The sequence below is a fragment of the Kitasatospora sp. NPDC058170 genome (assembly GCF_042883905.1).
Taxonomy (GTDB): Bacteria; Actinomycetota; Actinomycetes; order Streptomycetales; family Streptomycetaceae; genus Kitasatospora.
In genome coordinates this window covers 102437-115941 of the sequence record NZ_JBHVUV010000012.1, presented here as the reverse complement: position 1 = coordinate 115941, position 13505 = coordinate 102437, and the positions used below count along the sequence as shown (strand labels likewise).

Genomic DNA, 13505 nt, shown 5'->3' with positions numbered 1-13505 from the left:
CACTCACCGAAGAGCTGGCCCGCCGGAGAGCTTGGGACAGTTGAATACGCGAGCTCACCAGTACCGAGGCCGGTCTTCAGAAGGCTGGCCGGACAGCAGCCTGCGCTCGTACGATCGAAGCATGTACATAGGTACGGAACTCACTTCAAAGTGGGCCATTGACGGCGTATTGTGGTCAAAAGAGGACAGACTCCCGGACGGCCTGACCTATCCGGTCTTCGCCCATTTGATGGACACTGCGGCCGCCTGCCTAGCCCTGTGGGACCTGCACATGTCCGAGGGCCAGCAGCGGACGTTCACCGCCGGGCTGGGCCTGGATCCCAACTCCGGTACCGGCCGGGAGCGCGCCAGATCGCTGCTCGCCTGCTGGGCCGGATGGCACGACCTCGGGAAGATCGGCGCCTACTTCCAGGTCAAAGCTCCGGCGGCGTTTGCCCAGTTGAGAGGCTACTCGCCGCTCGCTTCCGATGCGCAGAGCCTGTCCCACGGTGCGGCCACCCAGCTCTACCTGGCTGTGCGGCTCCCCTCGCTCGGCTACGACGGCACAGGCAACGGCCTGCCTACGGCCTCGCCCGCACGCCGACTCGCCCAACTGCTGGGCGGCCACCACGGCCGGTTCTTCCCGCAGCCGAACCGCAACCGCCTTCGCCATCCGTCCCTCGTCACCAGACTGTTGGGAGAAGGAAGGTGGGAAGAGCAGCGTCTTGCTCACCTGGCTGCGGTGGCGCAGGCCGTGGGCGCTCCGGATCCGCCGGCGGCGCTGTCGGTGGAGGCCGCAGTGCTGGCCGGGGAGATGGTGGTGCTCGCGGACTGGCTAGCTTCCCAGCTCCACTTCGTCGTCGACCAGTTGGAGCACCTGTCCGAGCCGGGCGACCCGGCCCTGGTGGTGCGTCACTGGGAGCGGGCGGTTACGGCGGGGCCTGGTCTGGTGGAGGACGCAGGCCTTGGTCTGCCGGTGTGGAAGGAGACTCCGGTGTCATGAGGTTCGTCGACTGGTTCCGGTTCGAGCCGAACTCCTTGCAGAAGTCGCTGCTGACGTCGCTGCGCGGGTGCGCGGTGCCGGGCGCGGCGGGGTTGTTGGTGCTGATGTGGCCGACGGGGAGCGGGAAGACCGAGGGGGGCCTGTGGTCGGCGCGGTGCATGGGCGGGCCCCGTATGGGCGTTCACCTGGCCCTGCCGTCGGTGGCCACCACCGACTCCGTGTACTGGCGGGTCTGGCGGTGGGCACGGCGTGCGCTGGCCGTGTCGTCTCCGGTGACGCTGGCGCATAGCCGGGCCGGACGGGGTGCGCAGGGCGCGGTTCTCAGTCACGACGACGGCGAGGGGCTGGTGCTGGAGGCCGCGCCGGAGTTCCTCCAGGGGCGCGGGCGGCCGGTGGTGGCGGGGGTGACGGTTTCCACGATCGACCAGGTGCTGCTGGCGGGCTTGAGGATCCGGCACAACGTGTTGCGGATCGGCGGCCTGACCCGCAAGGTGCTGGTGGTGGACGAGTGCCACGCCTACGACCCCTATATGCAGTGCCTGTTGCGGACCGTGCTGGCCTGGTGGGGCGCGCTCGGTGTGCCGGTCGTGCTGATGTCCGCCACACTGCCGCGCTCGGTGGCCCGCTCGCTGGCCGCGGCCTACCTGTCGGGATCCGCGCCGGGTGTGCCGCTGCCAGAGTTCAGTCCCGCGTACCCGGGGTGGTTCCACGTGGACGGCGCCACAGGCCATCCGACGGTGCAGGCGGTGGACGCCGAGCGGACGAGGATCCTGAGCGTGCGGTTGACCGGCTTGCCCGGATCGCACCGGGCGACGCGCCGTGACGTGCTCCCGGCCTGCGACAGGGCGCGCGCCCGGGTCGTGGCGAAGCTGTTCGAGCACGGCTGGCAGCAGTTGTGTGTGCTGGTGGTCTGCAACACGGTGGCCTCCGCGCAGAACACCGCGCTGGCACTGCCGGCCGTTCTGCCGACGGACATCGCGGTGCTCCTGGTCCACGCGCACTACCGTGAGATGGACCGTACGGGCGTCACCACGAGCGTGGAGGCGGCTTTCGGCAAGGACCGCGCCCACCGTCCCCGGCGCGCGGTGCTCGTGACGACTCAGGTGTGCGAGCAGTCGCTGGACCTGGATCTGGACCACGTGGTCACCGATCTGGCGCCGCTGGCGACGATCATCCAGCGGGTCGGCCGAGGACGTCGCCATACCGAGCACTCCCGTGTCCGGGTGCCGGTCACCGTGTTGGTGCCGCAGACCGCGGAGGGCCTGCCCGACGACGGCCGATGGGAGGCGATCTACAGCACCGCCGCGGTGCGGATCAGCCGCGAACTGTTGGAAGGCCACGGGGTGATCACGGAACCCGATGACGTTCAGGCCCTGCTGGAGGCTCTCGAAGCGCGTCTGGGCGGCGGCAGTGCGGACGAGGACGTGCTGTCGCACCTGGAGGGTGAGCAGGCGATGGCGGACGCGGCCCGCCCGGTGGTCATCCCCCATCCTCGGGAGCTGGTCGACCTGTTCGACCTCACGGACCTGTCCGGCTCGGACGAGGAGGCCGCCACGCGCTACCGGCTCGACAGCGTCCAGATCCTCCCGCTGTGGCGCCGGCCCGACGGGAACCTCTCCCTTGAGCCGGACACCGATCTTCCGCTCCCCGACCTCCTGCCGCACGACCTTGAGCCGATCCGCGAGCGCCTGCTCTCCACCCGGCACGCCACCTGGCAGAAGCACCTCGGCGCCGACGCCCAGCCCCCCGCCGGCTGGGCGGGCGACAAGCGCCTGGGACCGCTCGTTCTGCTCGTGCACCCGGCCCCGGGAAAGGCGGTGCACGCCGCCGGGTGGACCGTGTTCTACGACCGCTACCTGGGCCTGGTGACCCGGCCACCGACACCGAAGGAGTGAGCGATGAACGCCCCGGCCGACGACTTCGACCTGGCACACGGGGCCTGGATCGACTGCCGGTACCGCGACGGCACCACCCGCCGCACCGGCCTGTACGAGGCGGTCTCCGATGCGTCCTCGATCGCGGACCTCACCCTGCCCTACCCGATCGCCTACGGCGCCCTCTACCGGATCGCCGCAGCCATCGCCTACCGCGTCACCGGCCTGGACCGCCTGCGCCCCGGCGAAACCGCCACCGACTGGTACCGGCGGCGCAACGCCCACTTCGCGACCGGCTTCGACCAGCGCGCCGTGGACCGGTACTTCCGCAAGCACGCCGCCCACCTGCGCCTCTACCACCGACACCGCCCTTTCCTCCAGGACCCGCGGCTGGCCGAGGAATGCCCCCGCACCTCGGGCATCGGCAAGCTGGTGATCGGCCGCCCCGTCGGCAACGCCCGACCCTGGTTCTCCGACACCGCGAGCCAGCACCACGCAGCCCCGGTACCCTCCGGCGAAGCGGCGCTGGAGTCCCTGATGTGGGCCTACTACGGAAGCGGCGGAGCGTTGAGCACCCGGTCCCACCAGGGAGTGAGCGCGCACGCCGGCTGCATGGCCGCCGTGCTGCGCGGCACCGTCGGCTACCACCCGATCGGCCCCGACCTGCACACCACGCTCCTGGCCCACCTGACACCGCCCGGCGTCGACAGCCACCAGGACGACCTCGCGTCCTGGGAGAACCCGGCGCACGCCGACCCGACCCGGCCTCCCCCTTCCCCCACGGGCCCGGTCTCTCTGCTCGCCGCCCGCACCCGGCACGCGATCCTCCTCGTCCCGAGCGCCGACGGCCGCTTCGCCACCGACTGGTACGTGACCTGGGGAGCGCGCAACTCGCCCCACAAGCCCGGCAGGGACGCGGGCGGGCACGTAGAACCGTTCCCCGACCCCTTCCTGTCCTACCAGCGCTCCCGCGAAAGCGGCGCCCCCTCCTCCGCGGTGAAGGCAGACGGCGGAAGGCAGTTGTTCCGCGACCTCGATGTGCTGCTCAACGACCCGGCCACCGAGCCGCAACGGGCACGACGCGCACCGACCCGCCCCCAGGTCCTCGCCTCCTGCGACCAGATCCCCGACGAGGTGGCGGACACCCTGCGGCTTCGCGTGGTCGGCGCCGAGCAGGACCGCGAGAAGAGCAACGACCACCAGTGGTGGACCACCACCACGCCACCGCTGCTCACCCACACCGCCGCGCGCGACCCTGAAGGCGCCCAGCACATCAGCGAGGCCGTCCACGAAGCCGACCTCGCCGAATGGCACCTCGACAATGCCCTGGCCGCGTCCTTCGAGGACCGCTCCGCCGACACGCGGGCCCGCAAAGCACGCATCGCCCTGCGGTTCTGGCCCGTCGCCGACGCCATCTTCTGGAACCTCTACGGCACCGGTCGGCTCGACGATGCCACGCGCCGCATGCGCGTGGCCGCACTGGACGCCTTCGACCAGCTGACCGCCGACCTCGTCCGCAATCCCTCCGCCGGCGAGCGCATTGCCCAAGCCCGCGCCCGCCTGCCCCTTCCCCCGAGGAAGGCCGCATCGTGACCACCACCACGCCCTCACCGCGCCACACTCGTGCCGCGAAGTTCGTCGACCACATCGCCCATGCCATCGCCACCGACCGAGCCGCCCACCGGGCACTGGCCAGCGGACTCGGCCCCTGGCGCGACCAGCAGCCCCCCAGTCCGATGCACGAGTACGTCGCCCCCTGGCTGCCCCCGAACCTGCACCCGAACCGCCAGCGCGCCTACTACACGGTCGCCGCCCTGATGAGCAGCGCGACCCGCTCCGGCACCGGCTCGCGCACCAGCCTCGGCACGGCCCTGGGACACGCCTCGACACACATGTCCCCCGCCACCACCAAGCACCAGCTGAACCGGCTCGTGCGGCCGAACCCTGACGGCCCCTACGAGGACCTGCGCGGCGCAGTACGCCTCACCGACAACGCCGGCGTCGCCCTCGACTGGGCCCGCCTGCTCACCGAGCTCGACAGCTGGTACTTCGACGGTCCCCGCACCTGCACCACCTGGCAACAGGACTACTTCCGCGCCACCGCACGCCACGAGAGAAGCAACGATCATGACTGACACCCCGGTTCCCGCAGCCTTCCTGGACATCCACGTCCTGCAGACGATCCCGCTGTCCGGGTTGAACCTGGACGGCGACGGCTGTCCGAAGTCCGTCGTCCTCGGTGGAGCGACCCGCGCGCGCATCAGCGGCCAGGCCAAGAAGCGCCCCGTGCGACTGCACATCGAGGAAGCCCTCCCCGACCAGGCGTCCGCACGCACCCGCCGCCTCGTCCACGAGGTCCGCGACCTACTCGTCCGCGACGAGGGCTGGGGCGAGGAACTCGCGACGTTCACGGCACTCGACGTCTTCGCCGCCGCCACCGGCGGACACATGTCCCTGGGCAGCTCCGCCGACGACATCCAGGCGAAGGACCCGCTGGCCACCGCCGCCCTCATCTACACCCCCGCCACCACCGCCCACCGCATGGCTGCCACCGCCGCCGGGCGCAGGCACGACTACGAGATCGCCCTCAAGGAAGCCGAATCCGGCACGGCTAAGCCCCGAAGCGGGCGCGGGGCCAAGAAGGACAAGGAGCAGGAGACGGCCGGTACGGTCACCGACCCGGCCGACGTCCACGGCCTGCTCGCCGACGCCAACGCCGCGATCGCCCTGCTCGGCCGGACCCTCATGGAGATCGACGGCGCCGAACGTGACGCCTGCGTCCAGGTCGCCTCCGCCTTCACCACCCACGAGGCACAGATCGAGATCGACTTCTTCGTCGCGGTCGACGACTACGCCGCCAGGACCCAGGGCGTGCCCAGCGTCGGCCTGATCGGCGACCAGCGCCTCGTCGCCGGCACGTTCTACATGTTCTCCACCATCGCCCTGCGGAACTTCACCGACGCCGTCGACAACGACCTGCTCCTCGCACGCGCGGTCTGCCGCGCCTACATCGACGGGTTCATCCACACCGTGCCGAAGACCGGCCAGACCGCCTCGGCCGCCTGGACCCTGCCCGACCTCGTCCACCTCGTTGTGCGCACCGACCGGCCCGTCAACCTCTCCACCGCCTTCGACAAGCCCGTCACCGGCCGCCAGGGCCACGCCGACCCCTCCATCACGCGGCTGTCCGACTACGCGAAGACCATCCAGCGCCTGACCATCGGCCGCGGCCTCCTCCACTCCGTCCACGCCTACACCGGCACCACCAAACTCCCCGGCCTCGGCACCCGCGTCGACACCTTCGACCAGACCGTCGAGTCCGCCCTCGACGCCGCCTTCGGGACCACGCCATGAGTACCCGTCAGGCCCTCGTCCTGCGCCTCACCGCGCCCATGCAGTCCTGGGGGGTCCGCGGGGGCTTCACCGACTACCGCGACACCGCCCCCCACCCCACCCGCTCCGGCGTCATCGGCTTCCTGGGCGCCGCCCTGGGCCAGCCCCGCGACGAAGCCCCCGGCCAGCTCGCCGCCCTCGACATCGCCGTCCGCGTCGACCGGCCCGGCAGCCTCATGGAGGACTACCACACCATCGGCGGCCAGAGCCCCATCGAGGTCGTCCCCTGCGCGGACGGCGGACGGCGCGCCGGCGCCGTCATCACCCACCGCGCCTACCTCGCCGACGCCGCCTTCACCGTCGTCCTCACCGGCCCGGCCGCCCTCCTGCGCAGGGCCTGCGACGCCCTCGACCGCCCCGTCCACCCGCCCTACCTCGGGCGCCGTGCCTGTCCCCCGGCCGCCCCCTACAACCTCGGCCTCCAACACGGCAGCGTCACCCACATCCTCAAAACCGCACCCCTCGACCAAGAACCCCCACACGCCGAGGAACCCGTGACCGTCGACGTCATCACCACCATCGCCCCCGACGACCCTCGCGCCACCCACACCCTCAACGATGACCCGCAGGGCACCCGCCACTTCGCCGAACGAACCCTCTCCCGTTCCACCCTCACCCTGCCCGCCGCACTGTGCATCGGCCGCGACGCCACCACCCGCTACACCCGGCTCCACGAATACCGCTACAGCCCACAACCCGACCCCCAGAAGGCACGATCATGACCACCGCCCACCTCACCGAGATCCGCCTCAACACCACCTCCCGCGACGTCCAGGCCGACCTGCGCCACGGCGGACTCGGCTTCCACCGCCGCACCGAACGCCTCTTCCTCCCCGACGGCTACACCGCCCCCAGAACCAACAGCACCGGCCCCCGCCCCGACCTCGGACTCCTCTGGCGCCTCGACACCACCCGCACCGGCCTCCAACTCCTCATCCAGTCCACCGACCCACCCGACCTCACCACCATCCCCGACCACTACGGCACTACCCACACCACCGAACTCGGCCCCTACCTCGACCACCTCACCACCGGCCAGCACGTCCACTACCGCCTCACTGCCTGCCCGGTCCACTGGGCCCGCGACAAGACCACCGGCAAACCACTGCGTAACCGCATCCCCTGCACCGGCCCCGACATCACCCACTGGTGGACCCGCCGAGCCCCCGACCTCGGCCTCGACCCCTACACCACCACCACCTTCCAACTCACCCCCGTCACCGGCGTTGCCGACCACAACCCCCGCATGCGCCTACCCCTCACCCGCTACGACGGCCTCGCCACCATCACCGACCCTACCCACCTGCGCACCGCCATCCTCCACGGCATCGGCCGCGCCAAAGCCTTCGGCGCCGGCCTCCTCACCCTCGCCCCACCCAACTGACCGAACCCGCCCCGCTCCTTGACAACTGAACAAAACGGCGCCGCCCAGCCACTAACACCGCAGCTCACGAAGGGTCCGCCCCGCGCGGCCGGGGGTGTGCCCGGCGTGGACGTGAGGAACGGGGCATCAGGCCAGGTCCGCCCCGCGCGGCCGGGGGTGTGCCCGACCAGGTCCGGGCCCACACCGTGGCCACGCTGTCCGCCCCGCGCGGCCGGGGGTGTGCCCCGGTCGAACAGCGCGGGCAGCTCGACGTCCTCGTCCGCCCCGCGCGGCCGGGGGTGTGCCCCTGGGACTGCGGGACACCCAGACGTTCGGCCGGTCCGCCCCGCGCGGCCGGGGGTGTGCCCTCGGCCGTGATGTCGGCCCACAGCGGATAGATGTCCGCCCCGCGCGGCCGGGGGTGTGCCGCCGGCCGAGTACGGCGGGCGCCGCTGGAACGAGTCCGCCCCGCGCGGCCGGGGGTGTACCTTCGCCGCGCTCCATCCGGTCCCGGTGCTCCATGCCCGCCCCGCGCGGCCGGGGGTGTGCCCGGAACCCCCGGAGAGGCTCAGAAGGGCGCCTGGTCCGCCCCGCGCGGCCGGGGGTGTGCCGCGGCCGCGGTCGGAGAAGATCCTCGACCAGGTGTCCGCCCCACGCGGCCGGGGGTGTGCCCATCAGCGTGGCGCAGTCGGCGATCGCGCTCCAGTCCGCCCCGCGCGGCCGGGGGTGTGCCCAGCAGGTGCGTCAGCACCACGTGGTCGTGGGTGTCCGCCCCGCGCGGCCAGGGGTGTGCCCATCCGCGCCAACTGCATCCCGGTCGTCCTGGAGTCCGCCCCGCGCGGCCGGGGGTGTGCCCGAGGCCCACTACGCGGTGTGCGCCCTGCTCGGGTCCGCCCCGCGCGGCCGGGGGTGTGCCGCCCATCGTCGCGGCCTACACGCACAGCACGCGGTCCGCCCCGCGCGGCCGGGGGTGTGCCCCAGTGCCCGAACGCGGGGGCGAAGTCCTCGAAGTCCGCCCCGCGAGACGGGGGTGTGCCCTGAGTTCCGTACCCATTCATGGTGTTCAGAAGGTCCGCCCCACATAGCCGGGGGTGTACCTGCCTAATTCGGCGGCATCATGGAGCGCGCGCAGTTCGCCCCGCGCGGCCGGAGGTGCGCCCCCGATAGCGAAGCAGATCACGATCACCAGTTTGCCCGCCCCGCGCAGCCGGGCGTGTGCCGGTGGTCGCGGTTCCCGAGGTGCACGTCCTCACGTCCGCCCCGCGCGGCCGGGGGTGTGCCGTTACGCCGCCCGCTGCCGATCGACGACGCCCCGTCTGGCCCGCGCGGCCGGGGGTAAGCCCGCCATCCGCGAGCAGGGTTAGGACGGTCCCTGTTCATCCCGCGCGGCCGGGAGTGTGCCACAGACCGGGCAGGTGTCCATGGTCTCCGTCCGGTCCACCTCGCGCGGCCAGGGGTGTGCCCGCTCGCCTTACCCGGATGATGGACCTCATGGAGTCCGCCCAGCGCCGCCGGGATGTTCCCGTCGTGACCATCCCCGAGATCGAGACGGCCACGGCCGCCCCGCACGGCCGGGGGTGTGCCCTCCAGCAGGGCCCACTGAGTGATCCCAAGGTCGTCCGCCCCGCGCGGCCGGGGGTGTGCCCGTGACGACCTGGTCGGCCATCCACAGGTAGCGGTCCGCCTCGCGCAGCCGGAGGTGTGCCTGCGTTCCAGCCCTCGCGGATCTGCGCCGCCAAGTCCGCTCTGCGCAGCTGGGGGTTTGCCCTAGCGGCGGCTGGCCACCCGTGGCGACCACTTGATTTCCCGGCGCGGCCGCGGGTATCCCCGGTCCGCCAAACGCGACTGTGAATCCGTCCTATCGGGAGTGTGCCCGCCAGCCTGTGACGAGACGTCGTCAACGTCATACCCGCTCCGCGCGGTCGGGGGTGAGCCGGCGTGGAACATGCTGGTCCCGGATGTTCAGCCGTCTCTGCCCCGCACTGTCGGGGGTGCGAGCTTGGACGAACGAATCTCGCTGAGTCGGCATCAACACTCTTCACAGGACGAGGGCCGACGGTCACGAGGCTGTTCTTGAGGCCGAGACCTCGCCTCGCTCGTTCGGACCAGGTTGGACTGGTCTCAACGTGTGCGAATGCGCGATGAATCGATCACGGCGATCTGCTGGGTAACGGTGCCGTCGGGGTTGTAGCACTTGCGGTACGCAGTCGCCTGGCCGCTCTCCGGGGACTCGACGACAAACTGGTCCGCCACTTGGCGTCCGGTGTCGACAGCTCGTTGTCGGAGTTCCTGACAGATGCTGAGGGCCTGACTCAGTGTCGACCGATCGACGACGGGCCACGTTGCGCGCCCTTGGTGCCGCCGCGTCGGCCGCCATTCCCGTGTCCCATCGGACAGCTCACCACGCGGTACCAGCTGGTCGACCTCCTCGCGAAAGTCGCGGCGTCGACGCTCCGACTCGCACTGACCCTTGTGATGGCGCTTGGCGTGATCGTCGCCGTAGCGCTCCGCCTCGTCGTCCCGGGTGCCCAGAAAGCTCCTGTCCCGCGCTGCTCGGATCCAGCGGGATACCGAGGTGTGATCCGGGAGGTGGCCCCAATGCTCTGCAACGGTCCGGCTCGGCGGAAGCCCGAGCCGAAGAGCCTCCCGGTAGACCGCAGCCACGGCTGCGAGGTGCATGTCCGTACTACCTGGTCGACCGGAAGTCGACGGCTCTGGGCCATCGGCCGATTCTCGTGCGAGGACAAAGCCTGCCGTACCCAACGTCGGGAACCTGCTGGTGCCACTGGCCAACCGCATGAACCCGCCTATGGGAAAGATCTCCAGGAGGGCCGGCTCGACGAACGCGGTCCAGCCCGCGGGGTGGTCCAGGTTCGGCGCGATCTTGATCCAGGAGAAAGGGCGTCCCAAGTCGCCAGCCTGGATTTGCCACTGCCGCCAGCCATGAAGATCTCTGACTGTTGTGACCGGCCAACTCACCTCCATCTCCCCGGACGGCGGGAACGACGGCATCCCGGGAAGGGACCGGCCGTTGAGGTCGGGCGCTGGTGTACGGCACGGCGCAAGGATCGGTGTGCGACGCGTTGCCCGGGTCAATATGTGTCCGTGCTCTCGTGCTGCCGCTACCCATCGCGCCGCAGTGCTTGGTGAGCAGTTCCAGACCGATTGGATGGCTGGCCCTGTCTGGGTGCCGGCTCGAACCGCTTCGTTGTACACGGCAGCGACGGCTCGGCGATGTTCGGCTGTACCCTTCTTCGACCTGGCCAACAGCCCTGCGATTGACAACGCAGCCGGTGCTCCGAACAGCCGGGCGAAAACGGCGACTCGAAAGACCCCTGTCAGTCCCTTGCTGAAGGCGTCCTCGCTCAGGGACCCCGCCGGGTTGGCGGTCACAGTAACTGCGGCAGGCCGCACCAGCCCCGAGGCGGTTCCCCGTAGCCCGATGTCGAATCGGCGCCCGAGCCGCGGCGCAGCAACGGAAACCGACCCGAACTCACAGCCGGGCCCGGTGTCGGTTTCGTCCACCCGGATCTCCATCGCACGTCCCTAACTGTCATCTGTCACGAATCGGGGATATCCCCGGGCGCGAGGAGCCCTAGATGCTGGTTGGGCAGCCCGGTTCAGGGCTGACCTTCCGCCGGGTCACCGCAGGGTAGACCCATCACGCCGATCGGAGCCCCGGAATGCCCGAGTTCACCGGTGCCGTCTGTTCAGGATCGTCCTGCGACTGCTGCGCGGCTCGCCGAGCCCGCCTTCGCCGTATCGTTGTTCGCGGGCTCGTGTTCGCGGAAGCGGCGGGAGTGGTTACGGCACTGCTCCTCGCTGTGATCGCAGTCGTCAACCTGCTCCACGAGGACGCGGTCGGTGCTGTCCCGTGGGCCGTTGTGGCCGGCCCTCCACTAGCTCTCGCCGCAGCCGCGGAAAGGGCGAGGAAGAACGCCGTCGAGCACAGGGCTCAGGCGGCCAGCTGACTGCCGGTACCCATCGATGTCATACCTTGCTCTCGCATCGGGGACCGCACCCCACCCTTGGCCGCCTGGAGCGCGGGCAGCAGGTCGTCTCGGGTCATCCCGAGTCCTGGATAGACGTGGACCAGGCCTCCGTGTGGCCACCTCAGCGGTGCTGCCGGGTAGTCAGCTCGAATGTCGTCCGATGCCGCGGCCCCGACGCTGGCCTCGACGTAGTCGGCGAGGTCCGGCTGGCCGAGCTGTGTCACAAGGTTGCGCAGGAACAGGGTGCACGTCGCCGGGTCGACGGCATCCACATCGTCGGAGTCCAGGGTCAGGCCGATCCGCTGGTCGGCGTCCTCGTCGAAGAAGAGTCGAAGAAGAACTGGCCGAGCACCTCCGGGACACGGCCCACGGTCCACGCGAAGTCGCGGGTGTACAGGTGGACGCAGGGCAGCACGGTAGTGAACAGGTCGCGCAGCGGCTTGTCCATGTCGGTCGCCGTGCGGGTTGTCGGGCATGGCGCGCTGTGAGGGCAGGGGCAGCATCTGGGGGGTCAGCGGTGCCTCGGGCCGGGCGTGGTCGTGGTCCAGGCGAGCCGGGTGCCGGCGTCGGTGGGGGCGGCTTGGACGGTCCTCGGGGCGGTGCAGGCTCGGGCAGCCGCGGCCCGTTGAAGGTCGCCCGGGGTGGGAACCGGTGGGGTGATCGGCGTGATCGAGGCCGTTCGTCGGCTGAAGGGGCTGAGTTCGCTGCGGTAGCGCGCGATGGGGGCGGGGTCGAGCATGGCGGCGGATGCGGCGTCGAGAATCCGGGACGGTGTGCCGCTGCTGAACCGTCCGTACCAGCCCGTCCTGGACACGGTGCCGATGGTGTACCGGCCGTCCTGGCCCGCCTGTTCGGCGTCCTCGCGGGCGAGCGGGCGCAGGCTGTAGGTGACCTTGGCCAGGGTGTCGGGTGAGTGCAGGGTGAGCTGTCCGGTATCGACTTCGTGGGCGGTCCAGCCGGCTGCGGCGTAGGGTGCGATCCACTCCAGCGGGCCGGCGGTGCGCTCGGTGAGCCGTGCGTCCTCGCCTGGCCGGTAGAGGTCGGCGAGTTTCGTGGTGACGGCGGTGACGATCTCGGTCGGCGTGTCATCGGAGAAGCTCGCCACCCAGTGGGGATCGGCGAAGGGCCCCGGGGCGACGGCGAGCTGCCACAGGGTGTCCCAGTCCCGCTCCGGGATGAACCCGATACGGATCCGACCGTCGGCGGTGGTCAGGTAGAAGTTGCCGTGCTCGTCGTTGTGGGCCCGGGTGTCCGGTAGGTCGAGGAGCGGTCGGAGGGCGAAGTCTCCGGTGTAGCGGCTGCCTGCCAGGTAGACGGGGTGGACGTGGGTGTCTCCGTCGGTTTCGGTAGCCGCAGCCTGGGTGGTGGAGGTCAGATGGTTCTCCGTACTGGTCGGGGGCGGAGCCTTGGCGGTGGGCGGGGCCGGCCCCTACTCGGAGGCGCGGCAGAACCGGTGGTGGTCGTGTTGGTGGTCGTCCGCCGAGCGCAGTCACGGGTGCGGTGCTGGTGCCCGGTTCGGTACGACCGGCAGAAGAGCAGTGGTGCCCTCCCGCTCTGACACCGGCTCGGTCAGGACGCCGTCTCGCCTGTCTGCTGCCCGGCTCGGTGGAGCTTGCCCGCCAGTCGAGTTCGCCGACCGGCGACTCGTAGAAGGCGGTGCTCCAGCGCGGTCCGGTCGTCGCCTCGTGGCCCAGCTCGATCCTGGCGGTGAGCTGTTCGTGGACAGCGACCGAGGTCTCGTCGTTCGGACGGTAGCGCTGCCAGCCGGGGCAGCCCTGGAAGAACTCGGCAAAGCCCGCATCGGGGTCGGCCGGGACCAGCCAGGTGTCCCGAGGTGACGGTGGCGAGGGTCTCAGGGGCCAGGACCCGGCTTCCGGGAGGGCCGGGCCTCCGAGATGTGG

The 13505-nt window shown here is 70.9% G+C and carries 11 protein-coding genes and 1 CRISPR repeat array; of the genes, 8 read left to right on the top strand and 3 right to left on the bottom strand.

Translation table 11 applies throughout. The features are described from left to right. The first annotated feature begins 121 nt into the window (after window positions 1-121). Genes ACFVVX_RS15645 through ACFVVX_RS15615 form a run of 7 tightly spaced genes read left to right on the top strand, consistent with a single transcriptional unit; the run spans window position 122 to window position 7633 of the window. Window positions 122-982 carry a CRISPR-associated endonuclease Cas3'' gene (locus ACFVVX_RS15645; protein WP_387945614.1) on the top strand — a complete coding sequence of 287 codons (861 nt, stop codon included), beginning with the start codon at window positions 122-124 and terminating at the stop codon, window positions 980-982. Next, window positions 979-2877: a CRISPR-associated helicase Cas3' gene (gene cas3, locus ACFVVX_RS15640; RefSeq protein WP_387945612.1), complete on the top strand. Its 1899-nt coding sequence runs from the start codon at window positions 979-981 to the stop codon at window positions 2875-2877. Before ACFVVX_RS15645 ends, cas3 begins: the two co-directional genes overlap by 4 nt. A 3-nt stretch (window positions 2878-2880) precedes the next feature. After that, window positions 2881-4449, top strand: a complete 1569-nt coding sequence (casA, locus tag ACFVVX_RS15635; RefSeq protein ID WP_387945610.1) for a type I-E CRISPR-associated protein Cse1/CasA — start codon at window positions 2881-2883, stop codon at window positions 4447-4449. Then, complete coding sequence (casB, locus tag ACFVVX_RS15630; RefSeq protein WP_387945608.1) at window positions 4446-4991, top strand: type I-E CRISPR-associated protein Cse2/CasB; 546 nt, start codon at window positions 4446-4448, stop codon at window positions 4989-4991. The genes casA and casB overlap by 4 nt, the downstream gene beginning before the upstream one ends. Further along, window positions 4984-6210 carry a type I-E CRISPR-associated protein Cas7/Cse4/CasC gene (cas7e, locus tag ACFVVX_RS15625; protein WP_387945606.1) on the top strand — a complete coding sequence of 409 codons (1227 nt, stop codon included), beginning with the start codon at window positions 4984-4986 and terminating at the stop codon, window positions 6208-6210. The genes casB and cas7e overlap by 8 nt, the downstream gene beginning before the upstream one ends. Continuing rightward, window positions 6207-6971: a type I-E CRISPR-associated protein Cas5/CasD gene (gene cas5e / locus ACFVVX_RS15620; protein ID WP_387945604.1), complete on the top strand. Its 765-nt coding sequence runs from the start codon at window positions 6207-6209 to the stop codon at window positions 6969-6971. The genes cas7e and cas5e overlap by 4 nt, the downstream gene beginning before the upstream one ends. Continuing rightward, window positions 6968-7633 (top strand): type I-E CRISPR-associated protein Cas6/Cse3/CasE, encoded by a 666-nt coding sequence (locus tag ACFVVX_RS15615; RefSeq protein WP_387945602.1) that lies wholly within the window; start codon window positions 6968-6970, stop codon window positions 7631-7633. The genes cas5e and ACFVVX_RS15615 overlap by 4 nt, the downstream gene beginning before the upstream one ends. 73 nt (window positions 7634-7706) lie before the next feature. Further along, a CRISPR array of direct repeats spans window positions 7707-8710; the repeat unit is 28 nt; unit sequence GTCCGCCCCGCGCGGCCGGGGGTGTGCC. 1023 nt (window positions 8711-9733) lie between these two features. Here the strand turns inward: ACFVVX_RS15615 and ACFVVX_RS15610 are convergent. After that, the gene (locus ACFVVX_RS15610; protein ID WP_387945600.1) at window positions 9734-10291 is read right to left on the bottom strand and encodes a hypothetical protein; all 558 of its coding nucleotides are present in this window, start codon (window positions 10289-10291) and stop codon (window positions 9734-9736) included. Window positions 10292-11391: 1100 nt separating this feature from the next. Between ACFVVX_RS15610 and ACFVVX_RS15605 the strand changes: the two genes are divergently transcribed. Beyond that, window positions 11392-11583, top strand: a complete 192-nt coding sequence (locus tag ACFVVX_RS15605) for a hypothetical protein (RefSeq protein ID WP_387945598.1) — start codon at window positions 11392-11394, stop codon at window positions 11581-11583. A gap of 310 nt (window positions 11584-11893) precedes the next feature. Here ACFVVX_RS15605 and ACFVVX_RS15600 read toward each other — a convergent pair whose 3' ends face one another. Further along, complete coding sequence (locus tag ACFVVX_RS15600; protein WP_387945596.1) at window positions 11894-12052, bottom strand: hypothetical protein; 159 nt, start codon at window positions 12050-12052, stop codon at window positions 11894-11896. 63 nt (window positions 12053-12115) lie between these two features. Then, a complete protein-coding gene (locus tag ACFVVX_RS15595) occupies window positions 12116-12796 on the bottom strand; it encodes a DUF317 domain-containing protein (protein WP_387945830.1) in 681 nt (226 codons plus the stop codon). Window positions 12797-13505 lie beyond the last annotated feature (709 nt).

Bases quoted from the DNA above. Each gene is read 5' to 3' on its own strand.
- ACFVVX_RS15645 (WP_387945614.1), top strand. From the start codon at position 122: ATGTACATAGGTACGGAACTCACTTCAAAGTGGGCCATTGACGGCGTA.
- cas3 (WP_387945612.1), top strand. From the start codon at position 979: ATGAGGTTCGTCGACTGGTTCCGGTTCGAGCCGAACTCCTTGCAGAAG.
- casA (WP_387945610.1), top strand. From the start codon at position 2,881: ATGAACGCCCCGGCCGACGACTTCGACCTGGCACACGGGGCCTGGATC.
- cas7e (WP_387945606.1), top strand. From the start codon at position 4,984: ATGACTGACACCCCGGTTCCCGCAGCCTTCCTGGACATCCACGTCCTG.
- cas5e (WP_387945604.1), top strand. From the start codon at position 6,207: ATGAGTACCCGTCAGGCCCTCGTCCTGCGCCTCACCGCGCCCATGCAG.
- ACFVVX_RS15615 (WP_387945602.1), top strand. From the start codon at position 6,968: ATGACCACCGCCCACCTCACCGAGATCCGCCTCAACACCACCTCCCGC.
- ACFVVX_RS15610 (WP_387945600.1), bottom strand. From the start codon at position 10,291: ATGCACCTCGCAGCCGTGGCTGCGGTCTACCGGGAGGCTCTTCGGCTC.
- ACFVVX_RS15600 (WP_387945596.1), bottom strand. From the start codon at position 12,052: ATGGACAAGCCGCTGCGCGACCTGTTCACTACCGTGCTGCCCTGCGTC.